Raw genomic sequence first — 25,566 nt, forward strand, 5'->3', positions numbered from 1 at the left:
TGATAGGACATACTGCCTTTTTCTGATAATAGCAGGCGGGCTGTGCTGGTCAAGGAAGTGGCTTCAGGCCCTGCCGCGGTGTCATCTACTCGAGGAGCTTACGTTAAAACATCCTAATGTCAGGACAAAGTATTGACAAAGTGTGAGACGAGTCACCATGATCGAGGTAGCAGGCGATCCGGGCACGAGTCCCCGGACGCCCGAAGCTGACATCAAAGGAGATAACGGTGGCAAAATTCTCGTGGCGCAAAGCGGCGGTCGTCGCAGCAGTGGTTCCATTGGTGGCCCTGAGCGCCTGTTCGAGCCAGGGCGGAAAACCGGCAGATTCCGGGGGAGGTGCAGGCGCCGGGCAGGTGGCCAGCACGGCGCGCATCAAAGTGGCCCTTATTACGCATGCGGCGGCCGGGGACACGTTCTGGGATATTGTCCGCAAGGGCGCAGAAGAAGCATCGAGCAAAGACAACGTAGAACTCCTGTACACAAGCGATCCCGAAGCCGGACGCCAGGCCCAGCTTGTTCAGCAGGCCATCGACCAGAAGGTGGACGGCATTGCTGTCACGCTGGCAACCCCGGACGCCTTGAAGGATGTCCTGAAAAAGGCCACCGCTGCGGGCATCCCGGTTGTGAGCCTGAACGCCGGTGAATCCGTTTCCAGCCAGCTGGGCGCTTTCACCCACTTCGGATCGAACGAGCAGCTTGCAGGCGAAGCAGTGGGCACCCGCCTCGCTGCAGAAGGCTACAAGCACCCCGTTTGCGTCATCCAGCAGCAGGGCCACGTCGGTCTGGAAGCGCGCTGCGCCGGCGTGAAGGCAAAGGTGCCGGCAACGGAAATCCTCTACGTCGATGGCAAGGACATGACCGCGGTCCAGTCGACGGCTACAGCGAAACTCCAGGCGTCCAAAGATGCCGATGTGATCATCGGTCTTGGCGCCCCCATCACCCTCACCCTGCTCAAGTCCGTCACTGACGCAGGCAGTTCGGCCAAGGTGGCCAGCTTCGACCTCAATGCCGATCTCGCCCAGAAGATCGTTGACGGCCAAGTGATCTTCACCGTTGACCAGCAGCCATGGCTTCAGGGCTACATGTCTGTCGATGCCCTGTGGCAGGCAAAGCGCGGCGGCTTCAAGATCGGCGGCGGCCAGCCTGTTCTGACCGGGCCAACCATCGTGGACAAGACCAACGCCTCAGATGTCCTCAAGTTCGCCCAGCAGGGCGTCCGCTAGATCCAGGCATCCGGCTGCGCGGCGGGGAACCGTCGCGCAGCCTGACCAACAAGGAGTCATTCCTATGGCAAATACAACAACTCTGCCGCCGGCGGGGGCCAAGGCCCCTGGCGACGAACGGGTCGGACGCCGTAGTCCGATCCAAAAGTTCCTGGCGAGACCCGAGGTCGGTGCACTGGTCGGAGCGGTAGTTCTTTTCATTTTCTTCGCCTCCGTTTCCCAGACGTTCACGCAACCGAACGCGCTGGCCACCGTGCTCTACGGTTCATCGACCATTGGCATCATGGCAGTAGGGGTTTCCCTGTTGATGATCGGCGGTGAGTTCGACCTTTCCACAGGTGTGGCCGTGATCTCCTCCGCCCTCACCGCCTCGCTCTTCAGCTGGAACTTCTCACTGAATGCATGGGTTGGTGTCACGTTGGCACTGGTTGTCTCGCTGGGCATTGGATTTATCAACGGCTGGATTCTCGTCAAGACCAAACTTCCGAGCTTCATCGTTACCCTGGCGACCTTCCTCATGCTGACAGGCCTCAATCTGGCACTCACCCGCCTTATCGGCGGCAGCGTCTCCTCGCCGTCGATCTCCAAGCTGGACGGGTTCGAATCGGCACGGGCGGTCTTCGCCTCCTCCATCAGCATCGGCGGAGTGGAAGTCAAGATCACGGTGTTCTTCTGGATCATCCTGGTGGCAGTGGCATCGTGGATCCTGTTGCGCACACGCGTAGGCAACTGGATCTTCGCCGTGGGCGGCGACGCCAATGCTGCCCGCGCAGTTGGTGTCCCGGTGACCAAGACCAAGATCGGCCTCTTTATGGCTGTTGGTTTCTGCGGCTGGATCCTGGGCATGCACAATCTCTTTGCCTTCGATGCCGTGCAGTCCGGTGAAGGTGTTGGCAACGAGTTCCTCTACATCATTGCTGCAGTCATCGGTGGGTGCCTCCTGACAGGCGGCTACGGCTCGGCCGTAGGTGGCGCTATAGGTGCCTTCATCTTTGGCATGGCCAACAAGGGCATCGTGTACGCACAATGGAATCCAGACTGGTTCAAGTTCTTCCTGGGCTTGATGCTCCTGCTGGCCACCATCGTGAACCTGATCGTCAAGCGCCGGGCAGAGCTCAAGTAAAGGGGCCGGAACAATGAACGCACAACAGATCGACCAGCAGACATTGCTGAAAAACGAGAAGGACCCGTTGACGCACACACCCGTGCACCTGCTTTCGCTCGAGGGAGTAGGCAAGCACTACGGCAACATCATCGCCCTGCGCGATGTAACCATGGCGGTGGACAACGGCCGGGTCACCTGCGTCCTGGGAGACAATGGCGCCGGAAAGTCAACGCTGATCAAGATCATCGCGGGCCTGCACCAGCACGACGAAGGCACCTTGCAGGTGATGGGCGATGACCGGAAGTTCAACTCACCAAGGGACGCCCTCGACGCCGGTATCGCCACCGTGTATCAAGACCTTGCCGTGGTTCCACTGATGCCCATCTGGCGGAACTTCTTCCTTGGCTCGGAACTGATTAGCGGATTCGGTCCGTTCAAGAGCATGGATGTCCAGAAGATGAAGGACATCACGCTGAAAGAGCTGGCCGAAATGGGCATCGACCTCCGCGACGTTGACCAGCCCATCGGCCAGCTCTCGGGCGGCGAGCGCCAGTGTGTCGCCATCGCCCGGGCCGTGTACTTCGGCGCGAAGGTGCTGATCCTGGATGAGCCCACAGCCGCCCTTGGCGTGAAGCAGTCCGGCGTGGTGCTTCGGTACATCCTGCAGGCCCGCGACCGCGGCCTCGGCGTCATCTTCATTACCCACAACCCGCACCACGCCTTCCCTGTGGGGGACCGCTTCCTGCTGCTCAAGCGCGGCAAGTCGATCGGCTATTACGACAAGAAGGACATCACCTTGGATGAGCTGACGGCCCAGATGGCCGGCGGTGCAGAGCTGGCGGAGTTGGCCCATGAGCTGGAGCAACTCGGCGGGCATTCCGATGCGCTTGAAGAGGTCAAGGCCGAAGTGGCGGGTGTGGCTGATGCTGCGCCGGAGGGTGCCACGAAGCGGCACTAGGTTTGTTCGGCGGACTTCTGCCCGGAGCGCCTGATGGCTCCGGGCGGAGTCGTGTCCGGTTCGTTAGCGAACGGCCGACGTCGTGCCGCGAAGTACAAGCGTCGGCTCAATGAGCTTCCGCTCCGGCTCCAGCGTTGGATCTTCGATACGGGCCAGCAGCCTTCGCGCTGCGTCCACGCCCACAAGGTCGCTTCGGTTATCGATGGACGTGAGGTCCAGGAAGCGCGACTTGGCCAACGGGGAGTTGTCGTACCCGATCACTGAAATGTCCTTGGGGACTGAAAGTCCGCGGGCCTTGATGGCGGCGAAAGCGCCGAGCGCCATGGTGTCGTTGGCGGCGAAGATCGCTGTGGTGGCCGGGTAGTGGTCCAGAAGCCAACAGGCGGAGCCGTATCCGTCTTCTTCCGACGTTCCTGCAGACTCGCCGATGACGACTTCGACGCCGGCAGCGTCCAGGGCGCGTTGGTAACCGGCGCGCCGGTGTGCTGACGCGCCGTCGGACCCTGAAAGGTGGCCGATGCGGCTGTGGCCCAACCCCAGCAGGTGGTCCGCTGCCATGGAGCCCCCGCGGTCGTCGTCGTTGGTTATCAGGTCCGCACCTGTCGGGATGCCCTTCCGCCATCCGGCAACCACGGTGGGGACCCACGTCCTGGTGAGCATGGACTCGCTGGGTTCGGCCGCAAGGACCAGGGCATCCACGTGCATGGCCAGCAGGCCGTCCGTCGCTTCCTTGATGCGGTTCTCTCCTGGCCGCGAGTCCGCGAGCATGACCTGGTAGCCGAGGTCTGAAAGAACCGATTCCATCCCACGGAGGAGGTCTACAAACCAGAGATTCCGGTAATCGTCGATCACCAGGCCAATGCTCTTGGTGCGGTTGCTGGCGAGGGTTGTGGCAGCGCGGCTGGGCCGGTAGCCAAGATCGTGGATGGCCTTTTGGACGGCGTCCCGACGCTTTTCGCTGATCTTCCCCGGGTCCTTGAGGAACAAGGAAACCAACGACGGCGAGACTCCGGCCTGGGTGGCGACGTCGTAGAGGGTGGGGCGTCGGGTCTGTGCGCTGTTCAACGGAATCGGTGTGCCTTTCTTGTCTGTCCTTGAGGATAGTCGGTTAAGGATTGACAGGACATATAGACATAGTTACGCTCAAACCCAGTGCAAAAATTGTAGCGCTACAAAATGCCGTCCTGCGCCCCGCGCGGCGGCGAAATTTCAAAGGAGAAATCAATGGCTGAAAGCCTCGGCGTCGCCGTCATCGGTGCAGGCATGGCGGGCAAAGCCCATGCTGCTGCATACCGCACGGCATCTGCCCTCTACAGCCCCGTGCTGCCCCCGGTCCGCCTGGTCTCGATCGGTGACGTCAACGCCGAATTCGGTTCCCTCGCTGCCCGCCGATTCGGGTACGAACGCAACGACACGTCATGGCAGGCCATCGCAGAAGCCGACGACATCGACGTCGTCAGCGTGGTCATCGCCAACTCGCTGCACCGCGAAGTGGTGGAAGGCCTGCTTTCTGCCGGCAAACACGTTCTCTGCGAAAAGCCCCTCAGTGACACGTTGGAAGACGCCCGCGCCATGGCTGACGCTGCCCGCGCTGCTGAAACCCGTGGAACACTGGCCCGTATCGGCTTCACGTTCCGCCGGACCCCGGGCATCGCCTACATCCGTGACCTGATCCGCAGTGGCGTCCTGGGCAATGTCCTGCACTTCAGCGGCCGGTACTGGACCGACTACGGCTTCAGCCCTTCGGCTCCCATGAGCTGGCGCTACAAGGGCGGCCCCGGCTCCGGTGCGCTTGCCGACGTCGGAAGTCACCTGACGTATGTCTCCGAATTCCTGTGTGGCGACATCAAATCCATCAGCGGTGGCCGGCTCGCCACGGCGATCGACAAGCGGCCCCTGCCTCTCGCGGCCGTCATGGGCCACGATCACGTTGCCGTCAGTGACACGTTCGAGGCCGTCGAGAACGACGACTACGCGGCCTTCAATGCAGAGTTCGCGAATGGTGCTGGAAGCTTCGAAGTTTCCCGCGTCGCAGCCGGTCACGCCAACGGCCTCCAGTTCGAGGTCTTCTGCGAGAACGGCGCCGCCAAGTTCGACCAGCGCCGGCCGTCCGAAATCCAGCTGTTCCTCAACGATGGCTCCGGAAATGAAAACGGCTACCGTCAAGTCAACCTCGGCCCCGGCCACCCCTACATCGCCGGCGGCCTCGCCATGGACGCCCCGGAAGTTGGCTTCGGCCAGAACGACGCATTCGGCTACCAGGCACGGGCATTCCTCGAAGAGGTCGCAGGCCTCAACGAAGAATCATCCCTGCCCCGCTGCGCCACCTTTGACGAAGGTGTCCGCAACATGGAACTCCTCGGAGCCGTCACCGAATCCGCCCTTAACAACGGAAAGAAGATCACGCTATGAAGCTCGGCGTCTACAATGCGATCCTGCACGACCGTCCGCTCCCGGAAGCACTGAAGGTCATTGCCGATCTGGGCCTCACGGGCATCGAGATCAACACCGGCGGGTTCCTGCCTGCCGTGCACGTCCCCACTTTTGACCAGATCCTGGAAAGCGACGCTGCGCGCGACGACTACCTGGCGATCTTCGAGGGCACCGGCGTTTCCATCGCCGGTCTGAACTGCAACGGCAACCCGCTGCATCCGAAGCGGGAAATCGGCGAGAGGCATGCTGAAGACATCCGCCGTTCCATTCGTTTGGCCCACCGCCTCGGTCAAAACCGCGTGGTCACCATGTCCGGCCTGCCAGGCGGAGAACCAGGAGCCACCACCGTCAACTGGGTGGTCAACGCCTGGAACTCTGCGGCCCTGGATGTGCTGGATTACCAGTGGGGCGTGGCTGCTGAGTTCTGGAAGGAAACCGACCGCCTCGCTGCCGACCACGACGTCAAAGTGGCCTTGGAACTGCACCCGCAGAACATCGTCTTCAACACCGCCGATGTCTACAAGCTGATCGAGCTCACCGGCGCCACCCATGTGGGCGTTGAACTGGACGCTTCCCACCTGTTCTGGCAGCAGATGGACCCGGTGGCCGTGGTCCGAGAACTCGGGCCTCTCGTGTTCCAGGCCGCTGCCAAGGACGTCCGCGTCAACAAGGAAAATGCTGCGCTCTACGGCGTGCTGGACAACAGCTTCCGCCGGCTCTCACCGGATGAGCCCCGCACCAACCTGGGCGGCGACGAGTGGGCCAACGAATGGCCCAAGAACTCCGCCTGGGACTTTGTTGCCTTGGGCCGCGGGCACGACACAGCGTTTTGGACCGGGTTCCTCCGTGCCCTTTACGAGGTTGACCCCAACATGCTGGTCAACATCGAACACGAGGACGTTTCCCTTGGCCGCATCGAAGGACTTGAAGTTGCGGCAAAGGTCCTTAAGGAAGCCGACGCGGCACTGAACGCCTCTGCGGCTAGTGCCATTTGACAGGACAAACTGACAAGGTTTAGTGTCGCCTCAAGAATCCCTTCTAGGACTCAACTTCTGCTGCACTGACGGAGACAGATAATGATCAAGCAAGTGACCCTTGGCCTGGTGGGTGTTGGCCGGATCGGTGTAATGCATGCCAGGAACATCACCTCGCTCAACCAAGTCCTGAACCCGGAAGGTGTCCAGGTCCAACTCAAGCTGACCGACGTGGCGGAGGAGCACGCCCGTTCTGTGGCCGCTGACTTTGGAGCGGAATTCGTGGCTTCAGTGGCGGAGCTGATCTCTTCGGGGGTGGACGGGCTGGTCATCGCAACCGGAACGGCGACACACCCGGACCTCATCCGCGCGGGCGTCGATGCTGGAATCCCGGTGTTCTGTGAGAAGCCCGTGGCCGTGAATGTGGCGGAGTCCTTGCCAGTCCTTGAGTACATCCGCGACAAGGATGGAACCGTGCAGATCGGCCACCAACGCCGATTCGATGCCGGCTACCTGGAAGCCAAGCGCGCCTACGAAGCCGGGGAGTTGGGCTGGATCCACTCCGTCCGCGCCCTCACCTGCGACATGACCCCGCCGCCCGTTCAGTTCCTGGCAACCTCGGGCGGGCTGTTCCGGGACTGCTCCGTCCACGATTTCGACATCCTTCGCTGGCTCACGGGCAAGGAAATTGTGGAGGTCTATGCTAAGGGCTCCAACAATGGCGACCCCGCGATCGGTGAGGTGGGGGACGTCGATACCGCCCTGGCGGTAGTGACATTCGACGACGGCACGGTAGGTACGGTTTCGGCCAGCCGTTACAACGGGGCCGGGCATGATGTGCGGCTGGAACTCCAGGGCTCGGATGGCTCGGTGGTGGTTGGCATGGATGACCAGATGGCTGTCCGTTCGGCTGAGCCAGGGGTTGCGTTCCCGTCCGGCAAGTCCCATCAGACCTTTGCTGAGCGCTTCGACCAGGCGTACCGTTCCGAGATGGCTGCGTTCGTGGAATTGGTCCTGGGGGAGCGCAAGAATCCATGCACGCCCGAGGACGCCGTCGCTGCTTCCAAGGTTGCTGACGCGGCCCAGGAATCCCTCGAAACGGGCGTCCCGGTCCGCGTCGCCCCCTGATCTTCTCTCACATCCTGCGGGCTTTTTCCCAACGTTCTCTCACATCCTGCGGGCTTTTTCCCATCGTTCTCTCACATCCTTGGGGATTGCCGGCTTTCCTCTCTCCCTTGCTTCAGGAAAGCCACGACGCCGGCACTTGGCCCTGGTGCCGACGTCGGGTCCTACCGCGCGCGGGAGCTGAGCGAGGATCGGCCAAAAAGGGGTCCGATGTGCGAGAGGATCGGCCGGAAGGGGGCCCGATGTGCGAGAGGATCGGCCGAAAGGGGGGGCCGATGTGCGAGAGGATCGGACGTAGCTGACGCGGGCCGGATGAGTCTGGGGGAAAACTCCGACCCGCGCCAGGTCTATGGGGGCTGATCAGGCGATGACCTTCATTGCCTGCCAGCCCGAGCCGAGGCTGACGGGCGGAACGTTGCTGAGCGTTCCGCTTCCCGATCCGGGATAGAGCCACAAAGTGTCTCCGATGCGGCCTACGACGTCGTTCTTGCCGTCGCCGTCAAGGTCCCGTGGTCCGGCCAGCGCAGTGCGGGTTCCCCAGCCCGTCCCGATCTGCGTCCATTGCAGCCAGCCCCCGGAACCATTGCCCGGATATAGCCATAATGCGCCTGTATCGGTGCGCCGCGCCAGTACATCTGCCTTGCCATCACTGTTGAAATCGCCGGTGCTGAAGATGGCATTCATGACGCCCCAACCCCAGCCGACTGTGTAGGGAGTCCGCTGTCCTCCAGCACCATTTCCTTCATACAAGCGGAGGTCGCCATTGCTGCGGCGTCCCATGAAATCGGGTATTCCGTCACCGCTGAAATCCCCTGGTGAGAAGAGCTGTGTCATGGTGCTCCAACCGGTGCTGACTTGCTTCCGTGCGCCAAAACTGCCGGCACCGTCACCGGGGTAGAACCACAGCACGTCCCCGGATCGTGCCAGGACGTCCGGTTTTCCGTCGCTGTTGAAGTCGCCAGGGGTGATGGTGTCCGTGTTGGTTGACCAGGCCGGCGCAGGCAAGGCGAGTTGCCTGGGGGAGAGCCCGCCCGCGCCGTTGCCCGGGTACAGGTACAGGTTGCCGGCGGTGTCAGCCGCAAGGACGTCAGCGCGGCCGTCGCCGTTGAAGTCATGGGCCGACGGCGGTCCGGCTATGGGAACGGTGTACGTCTGGGTACCGACGGAGGACGTGTTGCCTGCCGCGTCCACGCCTATGTATTTCAACGTCAGGGTGGAGCTGCCCATCACGATCGGGCTGGAGTACTTGATGTTGGAAGCAGACTCCGTCGCCGTTGGGGTGCTGCCGTCGGTGGTGTAGTAGATGGCCGCCCCAGGCTCGTTGGCTGTCAGCGTGATCGTGGCGCCGCTGGCCAAGGCCCGCGAGGTGGGATTGGCCGTCACCACCGGAGCTGTCGTGTCCGGCGGGATCGTGTAGGTCTGCGTTGCGATGTCGGACGTATTTCCGGCCGTATCTTTGGCAAAGTACTTCAGGGTCATGGGGTCCGGCCCATTGAACGTTATCGGCGCGGTATACAGCAGGCCGGCGGTGAGGGGATCGGTGCCGTCCGTGGTGTAGCGGATTTCCGCCGGTTCGTTGGCGGCCAAGGTGATGGTGGTACCCGCTGCGTAGGCACCGCCCACAGGGCTGGCTGTCACCACAGGCTTGGTGATATCAGGGCCTGTCGAATACGTCTGGGTGGCCACGGCAGACGAATTATTCGCGCCGTCAACGGCGAAGTACTTCAGGGTCATCGGGCCGTTCAGCGGGATGGGACTGGCGTACTTGCCGCTCGCCGTGGTGGGGTTGCTGCCGTCCGTGGTGTAGTAGATCGTCGCCGTCTCATTGGCGGAGAGGGTGATGGACTGGCCCACCGCGTATGTTCCACCCGGAGGTGTTGCCGTGACCACGGGGGCGACGTTGTCCGTTCCGAGATAGGCCTCGAACTCGGCCAAACCGGCGTTGGTGGTGGTGGAGCTGACTGAAGTGATGTTCAAACGGACCGAGCTCACGGTCTTGGACGGGAAGTTGATGGTGAGCCCGGAACCGTTGTTGGGAAGCGCCGGGACTGCCACAGTGCTTCCATCCGAGAACAACAGGTTTCCTCCGGTCACTTGGTCGGAGAGGAGCGGCCGGTCGAACAAGGTCACCGAGTTGATGGTCCTTGTGGGGGAGAAGTTGTATTGAATCCAGCTGCCCGCCTTTTCAGCGGCTGTCACCCATTCACGCGTTGCGTCCATGGGGGTGCCCCACGCATACCCATCCCGGGCTTTTTCCGGGCTCTGGGCTGTTGCTTTCTGGGATGACGCCGTGACGGTGGTCCCTGCCGATTTCGCAGCGTTGCCCACCCATTCAATGGCTGTGATGTATTGCCGTTTCAGCCACTCATCGTAGGGGGAATCGGGGCAGCCTTCCCCGGGACTGCTGCAGATGTACATGTCGAAATCCGCGAACCGCACGAAGGTGTCCACTTTCGTGGTGAGTTCGGCACCGGTCACGTTCTGGGGGTACTCGTCAATCACGTAGGCGTCGTAGGCCAGGGAGGTGTGTGGGCCGGTGTAGCTGCGCGTAGCCAGTTGGGCGAATTTGGCGGTTGCCCAATGGTCGCTGTGATCGTAGGGGCTGTTGAAGTTGCCGGTCCAGTCCTGCGTGCGGAACGTGGTCGGTTGGAAGTTGGCCACCAGCCGGTTCAGTGCGGTCTGGAACTGCGACTTGGTAAAAGTGGCTGCGTTGTCCACGGGCCTGATGGAGGAAAGCCGTCCGTCCCAGAGTTTGAGGATGCTTTGGTCGTTGTACGCCGCACTGCCGTCACCGTTCGGGAAACCATCGGGAAGGCGCATGAACACCACCGAGATATTGGGTGCGCCATTGAGGGTTTGCATGGTCAGCGGACGGTTGGGAACCCCTGCATCCGAGGTGGTCCACGAATCAGACACTCCTGCCATCTTGGAGTAGCTGGCCCTGATTCCAGCTTCCAGGCTCTTCCAATACACGGCACCCTCGCCAGCCTCGCCCGCCGTGGTGAATACCGTTTGGACGCAGCGTTTGGCCTGGATGTCCCTCATGAAGTCCGGACTGAGGAAAAGCAGGTCATCGTCCGTGTGAGCCACGATCTGCATGGCCCCGCCGGTTCCTGCGCACGGCGGAACGGCCGCCGACGCAGGGGCGATGGAAAATGCGACGAGTCCCGCGAAGGCCAAAGCCGGAGCAAGCATCAAGCCCAGGAAGCTGAAGAGACGGGGTTGCCGATTCGGACGACGGACGTATTTTGGACGGTCCACAACCATGCTCCTTTGAGCAGATGTTGGGCCCCCCAGCCGGCAAACTTACGACGCCCACGGGACGTCATTCGAATGGAGTTATGCGCTGGCCGAGCTTTCAGCAGAGCTGAAAGCGATGCAGTGAGCGCTACTGTACTCCTCCAGGCCGGGCCTGGGTAGGGTTCCGGCACACTTCTACGAACGCTTTAAAAGGTGCCAGCCGCTCGTTATCGGGAAGCTGGGACGCCTCCGGATGCCATTGCACCGAGGCAACCCAACGGGAAGGATCTTCAAGCGCTTCCACGGTGCCGTCGTCGGCGATCGCTGTAACCACCAGCCCTTCGCCCACCCTGGCCACCGCCTGGTGATGCCCCGAAGCAATCTTGATGGAAGTCCCCTCCGGAGCGCCATAGAGTGCGGCGGTCTTCGATCCTGGTGCAAGCACAACGTCATGCCATGCCCACTCACCGGCACTGGGGTCGTCCGGATCCAGGCCATTGTGGTTCACGGCAGACGGTGCCATGTCCTGGATCAACGTCCCGCCGTAAAGGACGTTCAACAACTGGTGGCCGCGGCAGATCCCCAGCAGCGGAAGGCCGGCGTCGATCGTGGCCCGTGCGACGTCAATGTCCAGGTGATCCTGTTCCGGGTTGACGTCATACACCGAATCCTCCGGGTCCTGGCCATAAAGACGCGGTTCCAGGTCCCCGCCACCGGGCAGCAGCACGCCGTCGAGCGTTTTCATGACAGAAGCCAGACGCCCGGCACTGTCGGCCGACACAGGGGTCAGCAACACCGGCTGCGCACCCGCTTCACGGAGCAAATCCACAATAAATGTGAAGAGTTGGTTGGCTTCGCCCACGCGGGCGTCGGGATTGTCCGAGCTGCTAAGGCGAATCGGAACTCCGATACGCGGCCGGGCGCCAGCGCCGCCCTCATCTGAAGTCTTCATGCTTCATCATGCAACGGAACATCGCCCTGCGCGTAAACGGGACTCAAGCCGTTGAGCACTACTACGCTGATGCCATGAATCCCTCCGGTGCCTTGAACCCAAGTCCGCGGACGCTCGACGTCGAAAGCATCGTTCATTTCGACAAACTGGTTACGTCCGGGGCGGGATCCATGCACGGCTGGCACGCGCAGTCGCTGGACCTTCGCGGACGCTCGCGGGAATTGAAAATGCTGGACCCGCAGGGCGCGATCTTCCTCGGATGCACTTTCGACGACGGCATCGAGGAGAGCCTTCGAAGCCGCGGCGCGCTCATCTTTCCCAAGATGCGCGGCGTGCCCTTCAACCCCTATCGAGGCACCCTCTACACGGCCAGGGAACTTTACGAGGACATCTCCACTGCAGAGTATGAAGCCACCCTGGATGCGAGGATTTACCAGTGGAGCATCCTTCCGGGAAAGCGGGCAAGCCTTGACGCAACGCTCGCCGCGGCCCTGCACGACCACGCGATCGGCGACGCCCTGGACGAGCTGCTGCAAGACGGGGACCTGGCAGGCACCAAACTCGTGGGCGTCATGGGCGGACACGCAGCGCAACGCGGAACCAAGGAATTCGCCGACGCCGCGCGGCTGGGGCGCTTGCTCGCGCAAGCCGGATTCACAGTGGCAACCGGCGGTGGCCCTGGCGCCATGGAAGCAGCCAACATGGGCGCCTACCTCAGCGGACTGCCCGACGCCGATTCCACCACAGCGCTGCACACGCTCGCTTCCATACCGGGGTTCAGGCCCTCGGTGACGGCTTGGGCGCGGCAAGCAGCCGCCGTCGTCGAACGTTACCCGGAAGGCACAGCGACGCTGGGGATACCCACCTGGTTCTACGGCCATGAGCCACCCAACCTGTTCGCCACGCACATCGCCAAGTACTTCGCCAACGCAATCCGCGAAGCGATCCTCCTGGAGCTTTGCAACGGCGGAATCGTGTTCCTGCCCGGTTCTGCCGGAACCGTGCAGGAGATCTTCCAGGACGCGTGCGAGAACTATTACGGTGCCCCCGAAACCATCACTCCCATGGTCCTGGTGGGCCGCGAGCATTGGGAACGGACCTACCCGGCCTGGCCGATGCTGCGAAGCCTCGCGGCCGGGCGGCCCATGGCGAACAGAATCTTCCTGGTGGACACGGTGGAGGACGCGCTCGCGGTCGTGGCCGCGGGCTAAAAGTCCTTGCTGCGGCTAGAAGTCCTTGCTGCAGCTAGAAGTCCTTGCTGCAGGGGCCTGAGCCGAGTTGGGCAAGGCCCGTCTTGTCCCCGGCAGCGTACTCGCGAACCCACGAGGCTTGGTCGTACATCAGCTGGCGGGGGTCATCCACATGGTCCAAGCCAAGAACGTGTCCAAGTTCGTGCATGATCACGGCCGTGCCCACTTCCTTGCCCTGGGGTGTGTCCATGATCCCGGCAAACTGCGGTGCATCCAACGACACCGACCCGGTCACGTAGGCCTTATAGCCGTTGCTCAGGCCGATGGAGGAACTTCCGCCCAAGCCCACCGTTTGTCCGGTCAGCCGCGGCACCTGCTCCGGTGTGGTCCAGGCAATGAGCACCGGCGCCCAGCGGTCCCCGTATGTGGTGGGCTGGTACCCGGCCCTGTTGGTGCTGGGGATTTCGGACGTCGGACCGTCATAAATGAACTGCAGCCCGGAGGCGAGGCTGGCCTGCCGAACTGCTTCCTCCACCATCGAATACCAGCTTGTTGGGGCCAGGTTTGAGTTCACGACGTAGTGAATCGGCCGGCAAGGGGAGTAGGCAAGGGGAGTGCCGTCTTCCTTGACGACCAGGAATTTGTAAGAAGTGCTGGTCCGTTGCAACGGCGCCGGCGTGCCCAGGGGAGCGTCTGCTTCCTCAAATCCGGGCAGCGGATCCTGACGCTGGCCAAAAGGAACCAGCCCGGGCCGCGGCGCCTGGCTCTGCGTCGTGGAATCGGACCAGAACCTTTGAAGTTCGCCGCTGAAGTAGGCGCCGGCGCAGACCAAACCAAGGATGCCGAACAGGAACAGGATGGCCGCGATGCTGCTGTGCTTGATGGGAGGCCTGGGCGGCGGCTTGGCTTCCGGGTGGTAAGGCGGCGGGGGATAGGGGTCTGGCCACTCTGGCGACCCATAAGGTTCCATCGAACCCCCTCACGGGACGGCCCAATCGGACGGTGGGGCGCCGCCGTCGGCCGCTTCCGTCAGGATAGAACCCATGGGACCGCGAGTCCATGCCGATTCCTGGGAAGCTGCGCTGCTTCAGATGTCCTTGCGGCAAGGAGCCGAGGCCAGGAGGTGAAGGCCGTTCAGGTCGCCGGCAGCCAACCCGTCAGGGGCGCCGATCTCCGGGTACATCAGCTGAACCGGATCATCAACATGATCCAAACCCATGACGTGCCCCAGTTCGTGCTGCATGACCGCCAGCACGTAGTCCGAACCGCCCTCCTCGGCCAGAAGCTCCGCCACTTGCGGGGTGTCGAGCTCCAGGCTGCCCGTGATGTAGCTCTTGGGACCGTTGTTGAGTGAGTACATGGTGCTGCCGCCCGTACCGATGACGGTCTCAGCCAGCGCCGGAGCGGCCTCGGGCGTGGTCCACGAAATGAGCAAGGGTGCCCACCGGTCACCATACTTGGACGGTTGGTAGGGTTCCCGTTTAGTGGTGGGCAACTCATCGGTGCTGCCATCGTTGATGAACTGGATTCCGGACGCCGCGGAAATATTGGCGATTGCGGTGGCAAGCAGTGAATCCGTACCCTCAGGCGCGGTGGCGTCGTTCACCACGTAGTGCAGGGGACGGCACGGCGAGTACCCAACCGGAGTGCCGTCGTCGTTGGTTGCCAGGAACTTATATGAATCGCTGGCGTTGGCTGGGGGCGGCGGCGATGCCAGCGGGGCGTCCGCCTCGTCGATTCCTGGAGGCGGCGCGTCCAGGGCGCGTGCCGGGGTCTGTTGGATCGGCTCGCTTTTGGGCGAATTGGGCAGGGCCACGCCCGGAAACAGCCCGATGATCCGGGGATCGCCGTGGAGCAAACCGCTGACAAGGACGGCCACCACCGCGGCGACACCGGCCATGAGGACGCCGCGAAGAATTCGGAGGGTTGTGCCCGCACGACGGTGTTTTGGCGCGCGCAATGGCGGCTGCTCCGAATCCACGGTTCTCCATTCCCTACGCCCCGGTCACGCGGGGCCGCGCGGAGGACGAACCAACATTACCGCCTAGACGATCATCGTTCCGAACGCGAGGCCAAGCCCGTAGGTGGCGGCCGCGGCGCCCAGGCCGATCGCCAGCTGCCGGAAGCCACGGCTCAGCGGTGAGGTCCCGGACAACAGCCCGACGACGGCGCCGGTCGCCAGGAGCGCGATCCCCACCAGCACACCGGCTACTATCAGTGCCGCCACACCCGTGATGCCGAAAATAAACGGAAGGATGGGCACGACCGCACCCGAGGCGAAGAAGCAGAAGCTGGACATCGCAGCGCCCCAGGCAGACCCCACGGTTTCGTGGTTGTCAGCGGGTTGCTCCTTCTCCGGTTGCAAGGAGAGGCTGGGATCGCAGTCGCAGCTGAAGAGTCCCATGCGTTCGGCGGCACGGTGCTCGGCTGCCTCACGGGTCATGCCGCGGGCCAAGTACACCAGCACAAGCTCGTTGTGCTCGATGTCCAAAGAAGGGGCGGCTGTGAGGGTTGCCTGCGTGGGCAGCGTGGCGCTGAGCAACTCCCGTTGCGAGCGGACCGAAACGTACTCGCCAGCACCCATGGACAGGGCGCCGGCCAGCAAACCGGCCACGCCACTCATGAGGACCACCGGGCTGGGAACGCCGGTTGCTGCCATACCCATAACCAGTGAAAGGTTGCTCACCAGGCCATCGTTGGCGCCAAAAACAGCGGCACGGAAGGTACCGGAGAGCCTGTTGCGGCCACGCGTGGCAAGGCCCCTGACAACTTCTTCGTGGATTTGTTCGTCGGCAACCATGGCTGGAGTCGCGGCAGGTTCGGCTCCGTAGGGGGAGCGGCCTTCCGCGCGCTGCGCCAACGCGAGGACGAACACGGAACCAAAGTGCCGGGCCAGGAAGCCCAGCAGCTGGCTGCGGGTGGAAGCTCCCTTCGGCATTCCGGCGTGTTCTCCCAAGAGCTTGAGCCAGTGTGCCTCGTGCCTTCCCTCGGCCTCGGCCAGGGCGAGCAGGATCTGCCGTTCTTCGCCGTCACGACGCTGGGCGAGTTCCCGGTAGACGGCGGCTTCGGCACGCTCGTCGGCCAGGTATTGACGCCAGCGCCTGATGTCCGCCGGTGTGGGCCGGGCTGGTTGGGACGGTGTTCCGGATCCGGGGGCGGGGTCCGGAGCGGGGCTCGACGAACCGTGGGATTCCTGGTGCTTCTGCACTTTTTCTCCTGTGCTGGGTGGGGTAGTTGCGGCCCCATTGCACGCCCACTGTACCGCTTATTGGCGGGGATTTTTGGCCGGTATTCCTTAGCTGGAATGTTCGGCATGCCTTAATTTTCGAAGCTGCAATCCTCTGCCTGGAGCCTTTCCCTGGGTCCATGTGGGCCGTTGCCTTGACCCTCTTCAGGCACAGTGCTCAGATGGAAGGACAGGGGCGGGGGCCCTCCCCGCACTCGGTCAGCAGGCTGCTTGCCAGCCCACCAGACGGAGGTTGCAGCATGGACACCACCGAACCGCACGCCAACCACCCCGAACGGGAGACCATCGAGTCGGATCCCGCCTACGATTACAGCGATGACCAGGAAGTCGACGAACCCTGGGTGGAGGAAATCGACGTCCCGGATGACGACGAGCGGGTTGTCCCCCTGGATGAAACCGAAGAATTCCGCGGGGAAGAAGACGAGGAATTCTAGGACCGTTTCTTAGGCAGGGCCATCTTCACCGAAGGTGAAATGCCGCTCCAGTCCCGCCGGACGCCCGAGCGCTGCAACAGTCACCGTCAACGTCCTCGACGATTCACACCACCGCGATGGACGCACAGCCTGGGCAAGGGCATGCGCCAACAGGCGCGCTTCGGGGTGCCGGAACCGGGCCAGGCCACCGTTCAGGAACAGCGTCACCGTCCCAAGGACAAGGTCGACGCCGGGAATCACCGGAACAGTGGGCGCTTCGGTTTTGGTGGGGCTGCTTTGGCTTGGGGTGGTAACGCCTTGGTACGGCAAGGACTGCTCCTTTGGGGAGTGCTCTTGCCCGCTCGGTTGTCTCTGGTCCGGGGCGGGCCGCTTCCTCATCCGAACCACCCGTGAACATGGGGTTGGTGTGTGGCCAGTCGGAGCTTGGCGCCACCTCTCTTGAAGCTGGGACCACTGTACTGGAGGAGTGCTGTCCGGGAGAAGTGTGGCCCTCGGATCCGCTCGCCCCCGCACAGCGCAACGGCGGCGCTGCCCCGGGAAGGGGCGGCGCCGCCGTCGAACATTGCTTTGTTCAGTTCTTATCTGATGCCTTGCGGCCCTGGGCCGTTAGCTGGCGTTGTGGCTGCTGACGGGGTGGGCTTCCAAGGGCAATTCGTCAGATACCGCTCCGGCCACGCGCTTTTCCCAAGCGGCCCGGACTTCGGGTTCGGTGGGCGGCGTGAGGAGGGAAATCACCACGTAGGCGACGAACGAGGCCGCGAGGCCGTAGTAGATGGGCTCGTTGGCGTAGACGCCATCGACGCTTGGAATGACTCCAGTGGCGAACAGAATCAACAAGGCCAACGTCAATACCGAGCCCACTGCCATGGACCATGCAGCAGCGATACCAGTGCCGCGCTTCCACACCAGGCCGCCAAGAATCGCGACGAGGAGGCCGCCCACAAGGATGTCGTAAGCAATGGTGAGGGCAACAACCACGTCCTGCGCGGCCATGGAGATCAGCACCGCGACGATGCCCAGGCCAAGAACCCAGTAACGGTTGGCCTTGACGTCGTGCTCGGGGTTTTCGGTGTCGTCCGTGTTGATGGTCTTGCCGAACCAGCTGGCCACGAACGGAACAACATCTGCGCGGGCCACCGTGGCGGCGGCAATCAGGGCACCCGAAGCGGTGGACATCATGGCTGCAACAGCTGCGGCCATGACCAGGCCGCCGATGCCGATGGGCAGGATGTGGGTTGCCACTTCGGCGTAGACCACGTCCTTGCCGAGGTTGGCGACATCGATATTGGGCAGTGCTACGCGGGCGGCCAGGCCGATCAATGCACCGGCCACACCGTAGAGGATGCAGTAAACGCCGGCGGTCGCTCCACCCCAGCGTGCAACCTTGGGAGTCTTGGCCGTGAAGACGCGCTGCCAGATGTCCTGGCCGATCAGGAGTCCGAGTGTGTACACGACGAAGTAGGTGATGATCGTCTGGACGCCGATTCCGTCGATCTGGAAGAAGCTCGCATCGACACGCTCACGGATGCCGTCCAGTCCTCCGGCCGCGTTCATGACGAACGGGAGCATCAGGAAGAAGATGCCTACGGTCTTGATGATGAACTGGACCTGGTCGGCCAAGGTGATGGACCACATGCCACCGATGGTCGAGTAAACAAGCACAATTGCACCGCCGACGGCGATCGCCATCCAGCGTTCCCAGTCGAAGAGGACCACAAAGATGGTGGCGTATGCGCCGGTGGATGTGGCACAAAGCATGAGGGTGTAGGCCAGCATGACGATTCCGGAGGTCTGCGTGGCCTTGCTGCCGTAGCGAAGGCTCAGCATTTGGGAGACCGTGTAGATCTTCAGGCGCTGGATAGTGCCGGCGAAGAGCAAGCTCAGGAGGAGCACGCCGGCGCCGATTGCGACTACCAGCCACATACCTGAGATGCCGAACTTGTAGCCCAGGCCGACGCCGCCGACGGTGGATGCCCCACCGAGGACAACTGCGGCCATGGTGCCGGTGTAAAGGAAAGGTCCAAGGCGGCGGCCGGCCACCAGGAAGTCGCTGTTGTTCTTGGTGCGGGACTTGCCCCACCAGCCGAATGCAAGCATGGCAAGCAGGTACACCACCACAATGGCGATGTTTATGAACGATGAGTCCATGAGTGGCTCCTTGGAGCTGGTGCACGGAGGTTGGGTTTTCGACGATACGCCTGGGAAGCGTCGAAGTCTCCGTGCTGGTGATGGGAGATTGGGGATCGTGTTGTGCCTCACAGACAACACTTGTTGCCTATGAGGATATGTTGTGATGGGAGTAACAGTCAAGGGGCTTTGGTCATCCTCGGGCTGTTGAGGGCTCCAGCGGCCCCTGGTCCCGCTACTATTGCTGCAATGACAGGGCCGAATGACAGGCCTGAAAGGTTCGTGAATGAAGGCTCTCCCCGTTGAACCAAGCAACGTTCCCGTTGCCATTGGTTCCAGAATCCGCGCAGCCCGCCAGGCGCAGCGCCTCACCATTGAGCAAGTGGCGGACGCAACTGGTTTGACCAAGGGCTTCCTCAGCCGTGTCGAGAGGGATCTGACGTCACCGTCGGTCGCTTCACTTGTAACCCTTTGCCAGGTCCTGTCCGTGTCGGTAGGAGACCTGTTTGCCGCTCCCGAAACGCACCTGACCAGGCGCGACGACGGTCCCCGGATTTCGCTGGGCGGCCAGGGCATTGTGGAGCGTTTGTTAACGGCCCGTTCGGAGCGGCGCCTGCAGATCCTTCAGGCCACCATCGAGCCACGGGGCCGTGGTGAGAACGAGCTCTACGCCGTGGACTGTGACGTTGACGTCCTTCACGTGGTGAAGGGACGCATCAAGCTCATCCTGACCAACGAGGAGTACGACCTCGAAGAAGGGGACACCCTCTCCTTCCCGGGCAGGGAACCCCACACCTGGGTCAATCCCACGGACGAAACCGTCGAGGTCCTCTGGATTCTGGTGCCCGCAGCCAGTAAGTAGCTCTTGCCCGCTCCTGCGGGGTGCTGCGGCGGGGTCAGCCCACGTGGACCCAGGGGCGCCGGGTGATGTCGGGCTCAGCCTCACGCAGTACCTCGCGGGTCACCGGCGCGATCTCGCCCTCGCCAAAGAAAAGGAACCTGCTGAGGTTGGAGATGGGGTTGCCCTCGGTCCAGCGGAAGTAAATGTGCGGCATGAAACCCGTAACGTCGCGGATGTGCAGCAGGACAGCGGCAAGGGTGTTGGGCACGTTGTTGCTGTGTACTTCCAGGATCTTGAAGCCGTGCCGTTTCTTGCCCACAACCTGGAGCTCCTGCTCGAAGTCCGAGCTGTCGTCAACAATGATCTCGATGAATACCGCATCGCAATCCAGCGGCAGGTGGTTGGCCTGCTGCGCGTGTTGGAGCTTCTCCCGGTACCGTCCGGCGCTCAGGTGCTTTGGTTCATGGGCGATGATCCGAACAGGGCCGTCTGCGTTGTTTGCAGTGAATTCGAGTGCAGTCTGGTCCATTTTGATATGCGTGGCACGGAGCTCAAAGGCACGCCGGATCCTGGAGATGAAGCTCACCACCATGATGCCCAGAATGAACAGCGCGGCGATCTTCAGGCCGTCCGGGCGCTCGATCGAGTTGACCACGGTTGTGTAGATGAAGACCAGGGAAACCACTCCGAAGCCGATGAACTGTGCCCGTTGTTTCTTTCTCCGGGCGGACAGGGTCACGGCGATGGAGGCGGACGTGATCAGGACGAGTACACCCGTGGCATAGGCGCCACCCTGGGCGTTGACGTCGGCTTGGAAAATAATCGTCACGATGAAGGCGATGACTGTGAAGACCAGGACGAGTGGGCGCAATGCGCGGACCCACGCTGGAGCCATGCCGTAGCGCGGCAGGTACCTGGGGACCAGGTTTAGGAGGCCCGCCATGGCCGAGGCTCCGGCAAACCAAAGAATAGCGATGGTACTGACGTCGTACACCGTGCCAAATCCGTCGCCCAGGAACTTGTGGGCGAGGAAAGCCAGGGCACGGCCATCAGCCTTGCCGCCGGGTTCGAATTCAGCTGCCGGGATCAGCATGACGGTGGTGAAGCTGGACGTTATGAGGAACGAACTCATGATGATGGCGGCGGTGGTCAGGAGCTTGTGGGCGCCCTTGATCCGTCCCGCCGGCTTGGCTTCAGTATCGGAAGGATCTCCCTTGATCTGCGGCATGACTGCGACGCCGGTCTCGAACCCTGAGAGGCCAAGGGCCAGCCGCGGGAAAACCAGCAGTGCAAGGGCAATCATCAGGATGGGATCACCGTGGGATGTGTTCAGTGCGGTCCACCAGTCTGAGATGACCCGGGACTCGGTGAAGACATGGCTGATGGAAACGATGACGACCACAAGGTTCAGTGCCAGGAAGGCGGCGACCAGGACGACGGCCACGTTGATGGCTTCCTTGAATCCGCGCAGGAAGACGATGCCCAGTCCTGCAATCAGGGCCAGGGTGATGACAACCTGCTGGCCTTCCAGGAAGTGTGGAGCGAACGGGTTCTCAATGAGGTGGGCGGTGGCGTCGGCGGCGGAGAGCGTGATGGTGATCATGAAATCCGTGGCCGCAAAGCCGAGGAGTGCCAGGACGAACAACTTGCCACCCCACCGGGGGAGCAGACGCTCGAGCATGGCAATGGAACCCTCGCCGCGAGGACTTTCCCTGGCGACTCGACGGTATACAGGCAGTGCGCCAGCCAAGGTGACGAAGACCAGCAGCAGCGTTGCCAATGGCGACAGTAATCCCGCAGCCAGGGCCGCGATGGCAGGCTGATAGCCCAGCGTTGAGAAGTAGTCCAGGCCTGTCAGGCACATGACCTTCCACCAAGCTTGCGGTTTGTGGGCTTCCGCAGGCTTTCCGTGGGGACCCTGCCGCTTGCCCGAGGTATCCGGCATTCCTTCAAGCAGCCATGATTTGAGGTGGAATGCCTTTTTGTGCCGGTCGGCAGGGTCGGCTGGCGGCCTCGTCAGGGTGGTCACGTTGTCCTTCCGGGCAGCACGGTGCTGCTCACGCAAAGGAGCGTATGGCCGCATTCTGCGCCTGGACCCCGGTTTTTATGGAATCTTTACGCCGGATGTGACCGGCATCTCATAGGGCCCGGACCGTGAAGGAAACTTGTAAACATATGATGCTTATTAGGAAACTTTGAGTGTATGATGGGTGTCACAGTTACTGATTCATCTCGACCTATCCACTAAGGAGTGGCGCATTTTGGAAGAGCTCCGTATTGAGGCCAACGGGAACCTTGGTCCCATCGATTCGTCCCGCATCCCGCGCTACGCCGGTGCTGCCACCTACGCCCGCCTGCCCCGCCTGGACCAGGTCTCCAAGGCTGACGTCACCGTTGTCGGCGTGCCCTTTGACTCCGGTGTTTCCTACCGCCCCGGCGCCCGCTTCGGTGCGAACCATGTGCGTGAGGCCAGCCGCCTGCTGCGCCCGTACAACCCTGCCTGGGATGTCAGCCCCTTCGAGAACATCCAGGTGGCGGATGCCGGCGACATGGCGGTGAACCCGTTCAACATCAACGAGGCCATTGAGACCATTCAGCAGAACGCGCTTGACCTTACGGCCAGCGGGAGCAAGCTGGTCACCCTGGGTGGCGACCACACCATCGCCCTTCCGCTCCTGAGGGCAGCAGCGGAGCGAGCCGGTGAGCCAGTGGCCATGCTCCACTTCGACGCACACCTGGACACCTGGGACACCTACTTCGGTGCGGAATACACGCACGGTACGCCGTTCCGCCGCGCAGTGGAAGAAGGCATCCTGGACACGGAGGCCATCAGCCACGTGGGTACCCGCGGTCCGCTGTATGGCAAAAAGGACCTCGACGACGACCACCGCTTTGGCTTCGGAATCGTCACCTCCGCTGACGTCTACTACCAGGGTGTCCTGGAGACGGTGGCCAAGATCCGCGACCGCATCGGAAGCCGTCCGCTGTACATCTCCGTGGACATCGACGTCCTGGATCCCGCACACGCCCCCGGCACCGGTACCCCCGAAGCAGGCGGCATCACCAGCCGGGAACTCCTTGAGATCATCCGTGGCTTCCGTGGCATGAACCTCGTTGGTGCTGACATTGTGGAAGTTGCCCCGGCTTATGACCACGCGGAAATCACGGGCGTGGCCGGCAGCCACGTTGCTTATGAACTGGTAACCCTCATGGCGGACAACGCAGTGGAAGGCGACCGTCTCGGTGCGCCAAACGGCTACGCCCAGCAGGCCCTCGGTGCCCGCATCGCGGAACTCGCCCAGGCAACCGGCACCGCAGGAGAAACGCGATGATCGATTTCGATCCAGGCACTGCGGCGCCAACCCGGGGTACCGATCAGCGCAACGGTGGGGACCTCGTCGTCGAGACCCTCGAGGCGCTGGGTGCCAAGACGGTCTTCGGTATCCCCGGACAGCACGCTTTGGGCCTCTTTGACGCCATGGGCCGCGGCAACCTGCACTTCGTGTCTTCGCGTGTGGAGAACAATTCGGCGTTTGCGGCTGATGGCTACTCCCGCGCCACCGGCGAGGTGGGCGTGCTGTTCCTGTCCACCGGTCCGGGTGCGCTCACCTCACTTGCTGGTTTGCAGGAGGCGTATGCCACCGGTGTTCCGATGGTGGTTGTTGCCAGCCAGATTCCGCTTGAGGGCCTGGGTGCTCGCCGCAAGGGCATGCTGCACCAGTTGGACGACCAGAAGGCTTCGGCCGCGAACGTCACCAAGAGCCAGCGCCTGATCCAGCATGCCTCGGGCATCCCGTCCGCCATCCAGGACGCCTGGACCGAGGCCATTTCCTCGCCGCAGGGGCCGGTGTGGATCGAGATTCCGCAGAACGTCCTGCTGGATCCCATCATGGTCCCGCCGGTGGAGGACGCGCTCGCCGAGGCAGCAGACAACCCGCCGCGCGTCGAGCTGATCCGCGAGGCCGTGAAGTGGCTTTCGACGGCGGAACGTCCGGCGATCATCGCAGGCGGCGGTACGCGCCGTGGCCGGGCTGAGAAGTCGCTGCTGTCCATTGCCGAGCAGCTGCGCGCCCCCGTCATTTGCACCCCTGGCGGCAACGGTGCATTCCCGTGGAAGCACGAGTTATCGCTGCAGTCGTGGATCGAGGACCGGTACATGACCGATGTCCTTGAAGATGCCGACGTGCTGATCGTCATCGGTTCATCCCTCGGTGAGGTTACGTCCAACTACTTCACGTTCGAACCCCGCGGCCGCATCATCCAGATCGACGCCGAACCGCGCGTCCTCGAATCCAACCGGCCAGGCTTGGGCATCCGTGCGGACGCCGGCCAGGCCCTGGCAGCCTTGGACGAGGCGCTGGCAGCAGCTGGTGCCGCGGACACTGTGACTCGGTCCTGGCACGGCACCAGCCCGGAAGATGTGGTCAAGGAGTCCCTGGCCAAGGTCAAGGCACGCCTTGAATCCCAGGATCTGGCCAAGGAATTGAAATTCATGTCGGATATCCGCGAAGCGGTTCCGGCCGACATGCAGACCTTCTGGGACATGACCATCTCCGCGTACTGGGGATGGAGTTGCTGGGACGCCCGCGAGGGCCAATTCCACTCAGCCCAAGGTGCCGGCGGCCTCGGCTACGGCTTCCCGGCAGCCATCGGCGGTGCCGTGGGCCTGGAAACCACCGGCAAGCCCGGCAGGGTGCTTGCTGTTTCCGGTGACGGTTCCTCGATGTACTCCATCTCGGAGTTGGCCACGGCGAAGCAGCACAATATCCCGGTCACCTGGCTGATCGTGGACGACGGCGGCTATGGCATCCTCCGCGAATACATGGTGGGTGCTTTCGGAAAGGCCACGGCCACTGAGCTCGCACGCCCGGACTTCGTGAAGCTGGCCGAGTCGTTCGGTGTTCCGGCGCGCCGGGTTTCCCCGGAGGAAGTGGGGGACGCGCTCAAGGCGTCCTTCGAGGCGGATGGTCCCAACGTCGTCGTGGTTGAGACGCTGCTAAAGATGTTTGGCCCGACCCACCTGGACCACTAAGAACCCAAAGCAATCAAGCCCCCGCACGTTTTCCGTGCGGGGGCTTGATTGCTTTAACAGCCCAGGCTCTTCTTTAGTTTCCCAAAGCAATCAATATGGGTTATAGTTGCTCTAGGCAAACAAAAAAGGGGTGTTCTTCCATGTCAGTCGGTTCTGCCACAGCAACCGATCTTGTGCATCAAATCTTCGACCTCCAGCGCACCCTGCGCTGCGTGGTGACCGCCCACATGGCCCGCGTTCCCGACGTCGGGATGGCAGTCCAGGGCGTCATGCGCTTTATCGGCGAGGGGGAGACCCGGGCAACGGCGCTGGCTGCGCGCCTGGGTGTCAGTGCGCCGGTCCTCAGCAGGCATATCGCCGAACTCGAGGATCTTGGCTTCGTCGCCAGGCGGCCTGATCCGGCGGACGGCAGGGCCCAGCTCCTTGCCCTGACGGAGGATGGCGCGGCCAAGCTGCGCGACTTCGAAGAACAACGCAGCGTGAGGCTGCGGGATTACCTGGCGGACTGGAGCGAGGCGGACGCTCTCGAGGCCTCCCAGGTCATCAACAAACTCACGACGTCCCTCAAGGACTCAATCCGGGCAACGGCGGCCGGCTCCACGACGACTACTCACACAGCTTAGGAGCCACGCATGGCCACACCAGTTCAGAATGCCACCCCACTTCAGAATGCCACCCCGGGGCA

21 protein-coding genes and 1 riboswitch are annotated in these 25,566 nt (G+C 62.6%); of the genes, 12 read left to right on the forward strand and 9 right to left on the reverse strand.

The genetic code is table 11. The features are described from left to right. Window positions 1–227: 227 nt before the first annotated feature. The 3 genes from AC6I99_RS05335 to AC6I99_RS05345 all read left to right on the forward strand — a co-directional run bounded on the left by AC6I99_RS05335 (window position 228) and on the right by AC6I99_RS05345 (window position 3,286). A complete protein-coding gene (locus AC6I99_RS05335; protein ID WP_497960571.1) occupies window positions 228–1,223 on the forward strand; it encodes a substrate-binding domain-containing protein in 996 nt (331 codons plus the stop codon). Window positions 1,224–1,287: 64 nt separating this feature from the next. Continuing rightward, window positions 1,288–2,346: an ABC transporter permease gene (locus AC6I99_RS05340; protein ID WP_224166587.1), complete on the forward strand. Its 1,059-nt coding sequence runs from the start codon at window positions 1,288–1,290 to the stop codon at window positions 2,344–2,346. A 13-nt stretch (window positions 2,347–2,359) separates the two neighbouring features. Continuing rightward, window positions 2,360–3,286, forward strand: a complete 927-nt coding sequence (locus AC6I99_RS05345) for an ATP-binding cassette domain-containing protein (protein ID WP_224093764.1) — start codon at window positions 2,360–2,362, stop codon at window positions 3,284–3,286. A 63-nt stretch (window positions 3,287–3,349) separates the two neighbouring features. Here AC6I99_RS05345 and AC6I99_RS05350 read toward each other — a convergent pair whose 3' ends face one another. Continuing rightward, window positions 3,350–4,351 carry a LacI family DNA-binding transcriptional regulator gene (locus AC6I99_RS05350; protein ID WP_497960572.1) on the reverse strand — a complete coding sequence of 334 codons (1,002 nt, stop codon included), beginning with the start codon at window positions 4,349–4,351 and terminating at the stop codon, window positions 3,350–3,352. 159 nt (window positions 4,352–4,510) lie between these two features. Here AC6I99_RS05350 and AC6I99_RS05355 point away from each other — a divergent pair, with 159 nt between their 5' ends. The 3 genes from AC6I99_RS05355 (at window position 4,511) to AC6I99_RS05365 (ending at window position 7,821) form a co-directional block, all read left to right on the forward strand. After that, the gene (locus AC6I99_RS05355; RefSeq protein WP_497960574.1) at window positions 4,511–5,698 is read left to right on the forward strand and encodes a Gfo/Idh/MocA family protein; all 1,188 of its coding nucleotides are present in this window, start codon (window positions 4,511–4,513) and stop codon (window positions 5,696–5,698) included. After that, window positions 5,695–6,714, forward strand: a complete 1,020-nt coding sequence (locus AC6I99_RS05360; protein ID WP_497960575.1) for a sugar phosphate isomerase/epimerase family protein — start codon at window positions 5,695–5,697, stop codon at window positions 6,712–6,714. The genes AC6I99_RS05355 and AC6I99_RS05360 overlap by 4 nt, the downstream gene beginning before the upstream one ends. Before the next feature lie 81 nt (window positions 6,715–6,795). Continuing rightward, entirely contained in the window at window positions 6,796–7,821 is a 1,026-nt protein-coding gene (locus AC6I99_RS05365) for a Gfo/Idh/MocA family oxidoreductase (RefSeq protein WP_497960577.1), read from the forward strand. A 357-nt stretch (window positions 7,822–8,178) separates the two neighbouring features. Here the strand turns inward: AC6I99_RS05365 and AC6I99_RS05370 are convergent, their stop codons facing one another. Together AC6I99_RS05370 and AC6I99_RS05375 are read right to left on the reverse strand one after the other, a co-directional pair. Next, window positions 8,179–11,079 carry a chitobiase/beta-hexosaminidase C-terminal domain-containing protein gene (locus tag AC6I99_RS05370; protein ID WP_497946097.1) on the reverse strand — a complete coding sequence of 967 codons (2,901 nt, stop codon included), beginning with the start codon at window positions 11,077–11,079 and terminating at the stop codon, window positions 8,179–8,181. Window positions 11,080–11,206: 127 nt separating this feature from the next. After that, the gene (locus AC6I99_RS05375) at window positions 11,207–12,010 is read right to left on the reverse strand and encodes a gamma-glutamyl-gamma-aminobutyrate hydrolase family protein (RefSeq protein ID WP_309926998.1); all 804 of its coding nucleotides are present in this window, start codon (window positions 12,008–12,010) and stop codon (window positions 11,207–11,209) included. Window positions 12,011–12,084: 74 nt separating this feature from the next. Here AC6I99_RS05375 and AC6I99_RS05380 point away from each other — a divergent pair, with 74 nt between their 5' ends. Further along, window positions 12,085–13,221 carry an LOG family protein gene (locus AC6I99_RS05380; protein WP_497947214.1) on the forward strand — a complete coding sequence of 379 codons (1,137 nt, stop codon included), beginning with the start codon at window positions 12,085–12,087 and terminating at the stop codon, window positions 13,219–13,221. A 34-nt stretch (window positions 13,222–13,255) separates the two neighbouring features. Here the strand turns inward: AC6I99_RS05380 and AC6I99_RS05385 are convergent, their stop codons facing one another. From AC6I99_RS05385 to AC6I99_RS05395, 3 genes are all read right to left on the reverse strand, one after another. Beyond that, window positions 13,256–14,170: a matrixin family metalloprotease gene (locus AC6I99_RS05385; protein WP_497946095.1), complete on the reverse strand. Its 915-nt coding sequence runs from the start codon at window positions 14,168–14,170 to the stop codon at window positions 13,256–13,258. A 117-nt stretch (window positions 14,171–14,287) separates the two neighbouring features. After that, entirely contained in the window at window positions 14,288–15,100 is an 813-nt protein-coding gene (locus AC6I99_RS05390; RefSeq protein WP_497947211.1) for a matrixin family metalloprotease, read from the reverse strand. Window positions 15,101–15,244: 144 nt separating this feature from the next. After that, the gene (locus tag AC6I99_RS05395; RefSeq protein ID WP_497946093.1) at window positions 15,245–16,408 is read right to left on the reverse strand and encodes a VIT1/CCC1 transporter family protein; all 1,164 of its coding nucleotides are present in this window, start codon (window positions 16,406–16,408) and stop codon (window positions 15,245–15,247) included. A 278-nt stretch (window positions 16,409–16,686) separates the two neighbouring features. Between AC6I99_RS05395 and AC6I99_RS05400 the strand changes: the two genes are divergently transcribed. Further along, window positions 16,687–16,881, forward strand: coding sequence for a hypothetical protein (locus AC6I99_RS05400; protein ID WP_224093790.1), 195 nt, complete (start codon window positions 16,687–16,689; stop codon window positions 16,879–16,881). A gap of 9 nt (window positions 16,882–16,890) precedes the next feature. Here AC6I99_RS05400 and AC6I99_RS05405 read toward each other — a convergent pair whose 3' ends face one another. Continuing rightward, complete coding sequence (locus AC6I99_RS05405; protein ID WP_224093798.1) at window positions 16,891–17,190, reverse strand: hypothetical protein; 300 nt, start codon at window positions 17,188–17,190, stop codon at window positions 16,891–16,893. A 15-nt stretch (window positions 17,191–17,205) separates the two neighbouring features. Beyond that, window positions 17,206–17,325: riboswitch (SAM riboswitch) on the reverse strand. 162 nt (window positions 17,326–17,487) lie between these two features. Next, entirely contained in the window at window positions 17,488–19,029 is a 1,542-nt protein-coding gene (locus AC6I99_RS05410; RefSeq protein ID WP_497946091.1) for a sodium:solute symporter family protein, read from the reverse strand. A 265-nt stretch (window positions 19,030–19,294) separates the two neighbouring features. Here AC6I99_RS05410 and AC6I99_RS05415 point away from each other — a divergent pair, with 265 nt between their 5' ends. After that, window positions 19,295–19,870: a helix-turn-helix domain-containing protein gene (locus AC6I99_RS05415; protein WP_224093801.1), complete on the forward strand. Its 576-nt coding sequence runs from the start codon at window positions 19,295–19,297 to the stop codon at window positions 19,868–19,870. A gap of 34 nt (window positions 19,871–19,904) precedes the next feature. Here the strand turns inward: AC6I99_RS05415 and AC6I99_RS05420 are convergent, their stop codons facing one another. Continuing rightward, window positions 19,905–21,878, reverse strand: coding sequence for an APC family permease (locus AC6I99_RS05420; protein WP_497946089.1), 1,974 nt, complete (start codon window positions 21,876–21,878; stop codon window positions 19,905–19,907). Window positions 21,879–22,110: 232 nt separating this feature from the next. Here AC6I99_RS05420 and speB point away from each other — a divergent pair, with 232 nt between their 5' ends. The 3 genes from speB (at window position 22,111) to AC6I99_RS05435 (ending at window position 25,504) form a co-directional block, all read left to right on the forward strand. Next, entirely contained in the window at window positions 22,111–23,181 is a 1,071-nt protein-coding gene (gene speB, locus AC6I99_RS05425; RefSeq protein WP_224166600.1) for an agmatinase, read from the forward strand. Then, a complete protein-coding gene (locus tag AC6I99_RS05430; RefSeq protein WP_497946087.1) occupies window positions 23,178–24,881 on the forward strand; it encodes a thiamine pyrophosphate-binding protein in 1,704 nt (567 codons plus the stop codon). Before speB ends, AC6I99_RS05430 begins: the two co-directional genes overlap by 4 nt. A 140-nt stretch (window positions 24,882–25,021) precedes the next feature. Beyond that, complete coding sequence (locus AC6I99_RS05435) at window positions 25,022–25,504, forward strand: MarR family winged helix-turn-helix transcriptional regulator (RefSeq protein WP_224166602.1); 483 nt, start codon at window positions 25,022–25,024, stop codon at window positions 25,502–25,504. Window positions 25,505–25,566 lie beyond the last annotated feature (62 nt).

This window comes from Arthrobacter sp. TmtSoilC77, assembly GCF_059739415.1.

What these genes read in the sequence shown, in the direction of transcription:
- AC6I99_RS05435 (WP_224166602.1), top strand. Translation starts at nt 25,022, where the DNA reads ATGTCAGTCGGTTCTGCCACAGCAACCGATCTTGTGCATCAAATCTTC.
- AC6I99_RS05385 (WP_497946095.1), bottom strand. Translation starts at nt 14,170, where the DNA reads ATGGAACCTTATGGGTCGCCAGAGTGGCCAGACCCCTATCCCCCGCCG.
- AC6I99_RS05390 (WP_497947211.1), bottom strand. Translation starts at nt 15,100, where the DNA reads ATGGCCGGTGTCGCCGCGGTGGTGGCCGTCCTTGTCAGCGGTTTGCTC.
- AC6I99_RS05415 (WP_224093801.1), top strand. Translation starts at nt 19,295, where the DNA reads ATGAAGGCTCTCCCCGTTGAACCAAGCAACGTTCCCGTTGCCATTGGT.
- AC6I99_RS05430 (WP_497946087.1), top strand. Translation starts at nt 23,178, where the DNA reads ATGATCGATTTCGATCCAGGCACTGCGGCGCCAACCCGGGGTACCGAT.
- AC6I99_RS05365 (WP_497960577.1), top strand. Translation starts at nt 6,796, where the DNA reads ATGATCAAGCAAGTGACCCTTGGCCTGGTGGGTGTTGGCCGGATCGGT.
- AC6I99_RS05360 (WP_497960575.1), top strand. Translation starts at nt 5,695, where the DNA reads ATGAAGCTCGGCGTCTACAATGCGATCCTGCACGACCGTCCGCTCCCG.
- AC6I99_RS05340 (WP_224166587.1), top strand. Translation starts at nt 1,288, where the DNA reads ATGGCAAATACAACAACTCTGCCGCCGGCGGGGGCCAAGGCCCCTGGC.
- AC6I99_RS05400 (WP_224093790.1), top strand. Translation starts at nt 16,687, where the DNA reads ATGGACACCACCGAACCGCACGCCAACCACCCCGAACGGGAGACCATC.
- AC6I99_RS05380 (WP_497947214.1), top strand. Translation starts at nt 12,085, where the DNA reads ATGAATCCCTCCGGTGCCTTGAACCCAAGTCCGCGGACGCTCGACGTC.
- AC6I99_RS05345 (WP_224093764.1), top strand. Translation starts at nt 2,360, where the DNA reads ATGAACGCACAACAGATCGACCAGCAGACATTGCTGAAAAACGAGAAG.
- AC6I99_RS05375 (WP_309926998.1), bottom strand. Translation starts at nt 12,010, where the DNA reads ATGAAGACTTCAGATGAGGGCGGCGCTGGCGCCCGGCCGCGTATCGGA.
- AC6I99_RS05355 (WP_497960574.1), top strand. Translation starts at nt 4,511, where the DNA reads ATGGCTGAAAGCCTCGGCGTCGCCGTCATCGGTGCAGGCATGGCGGGC.
- AC6I99_RS05410 (WP_497946091.1), bottom strand. Translation starts at nt 19,029, where the DNA reads ATGGACTCATCGTTCATAAACATCGCCATTGTGGTGGTGTACCTGCTT.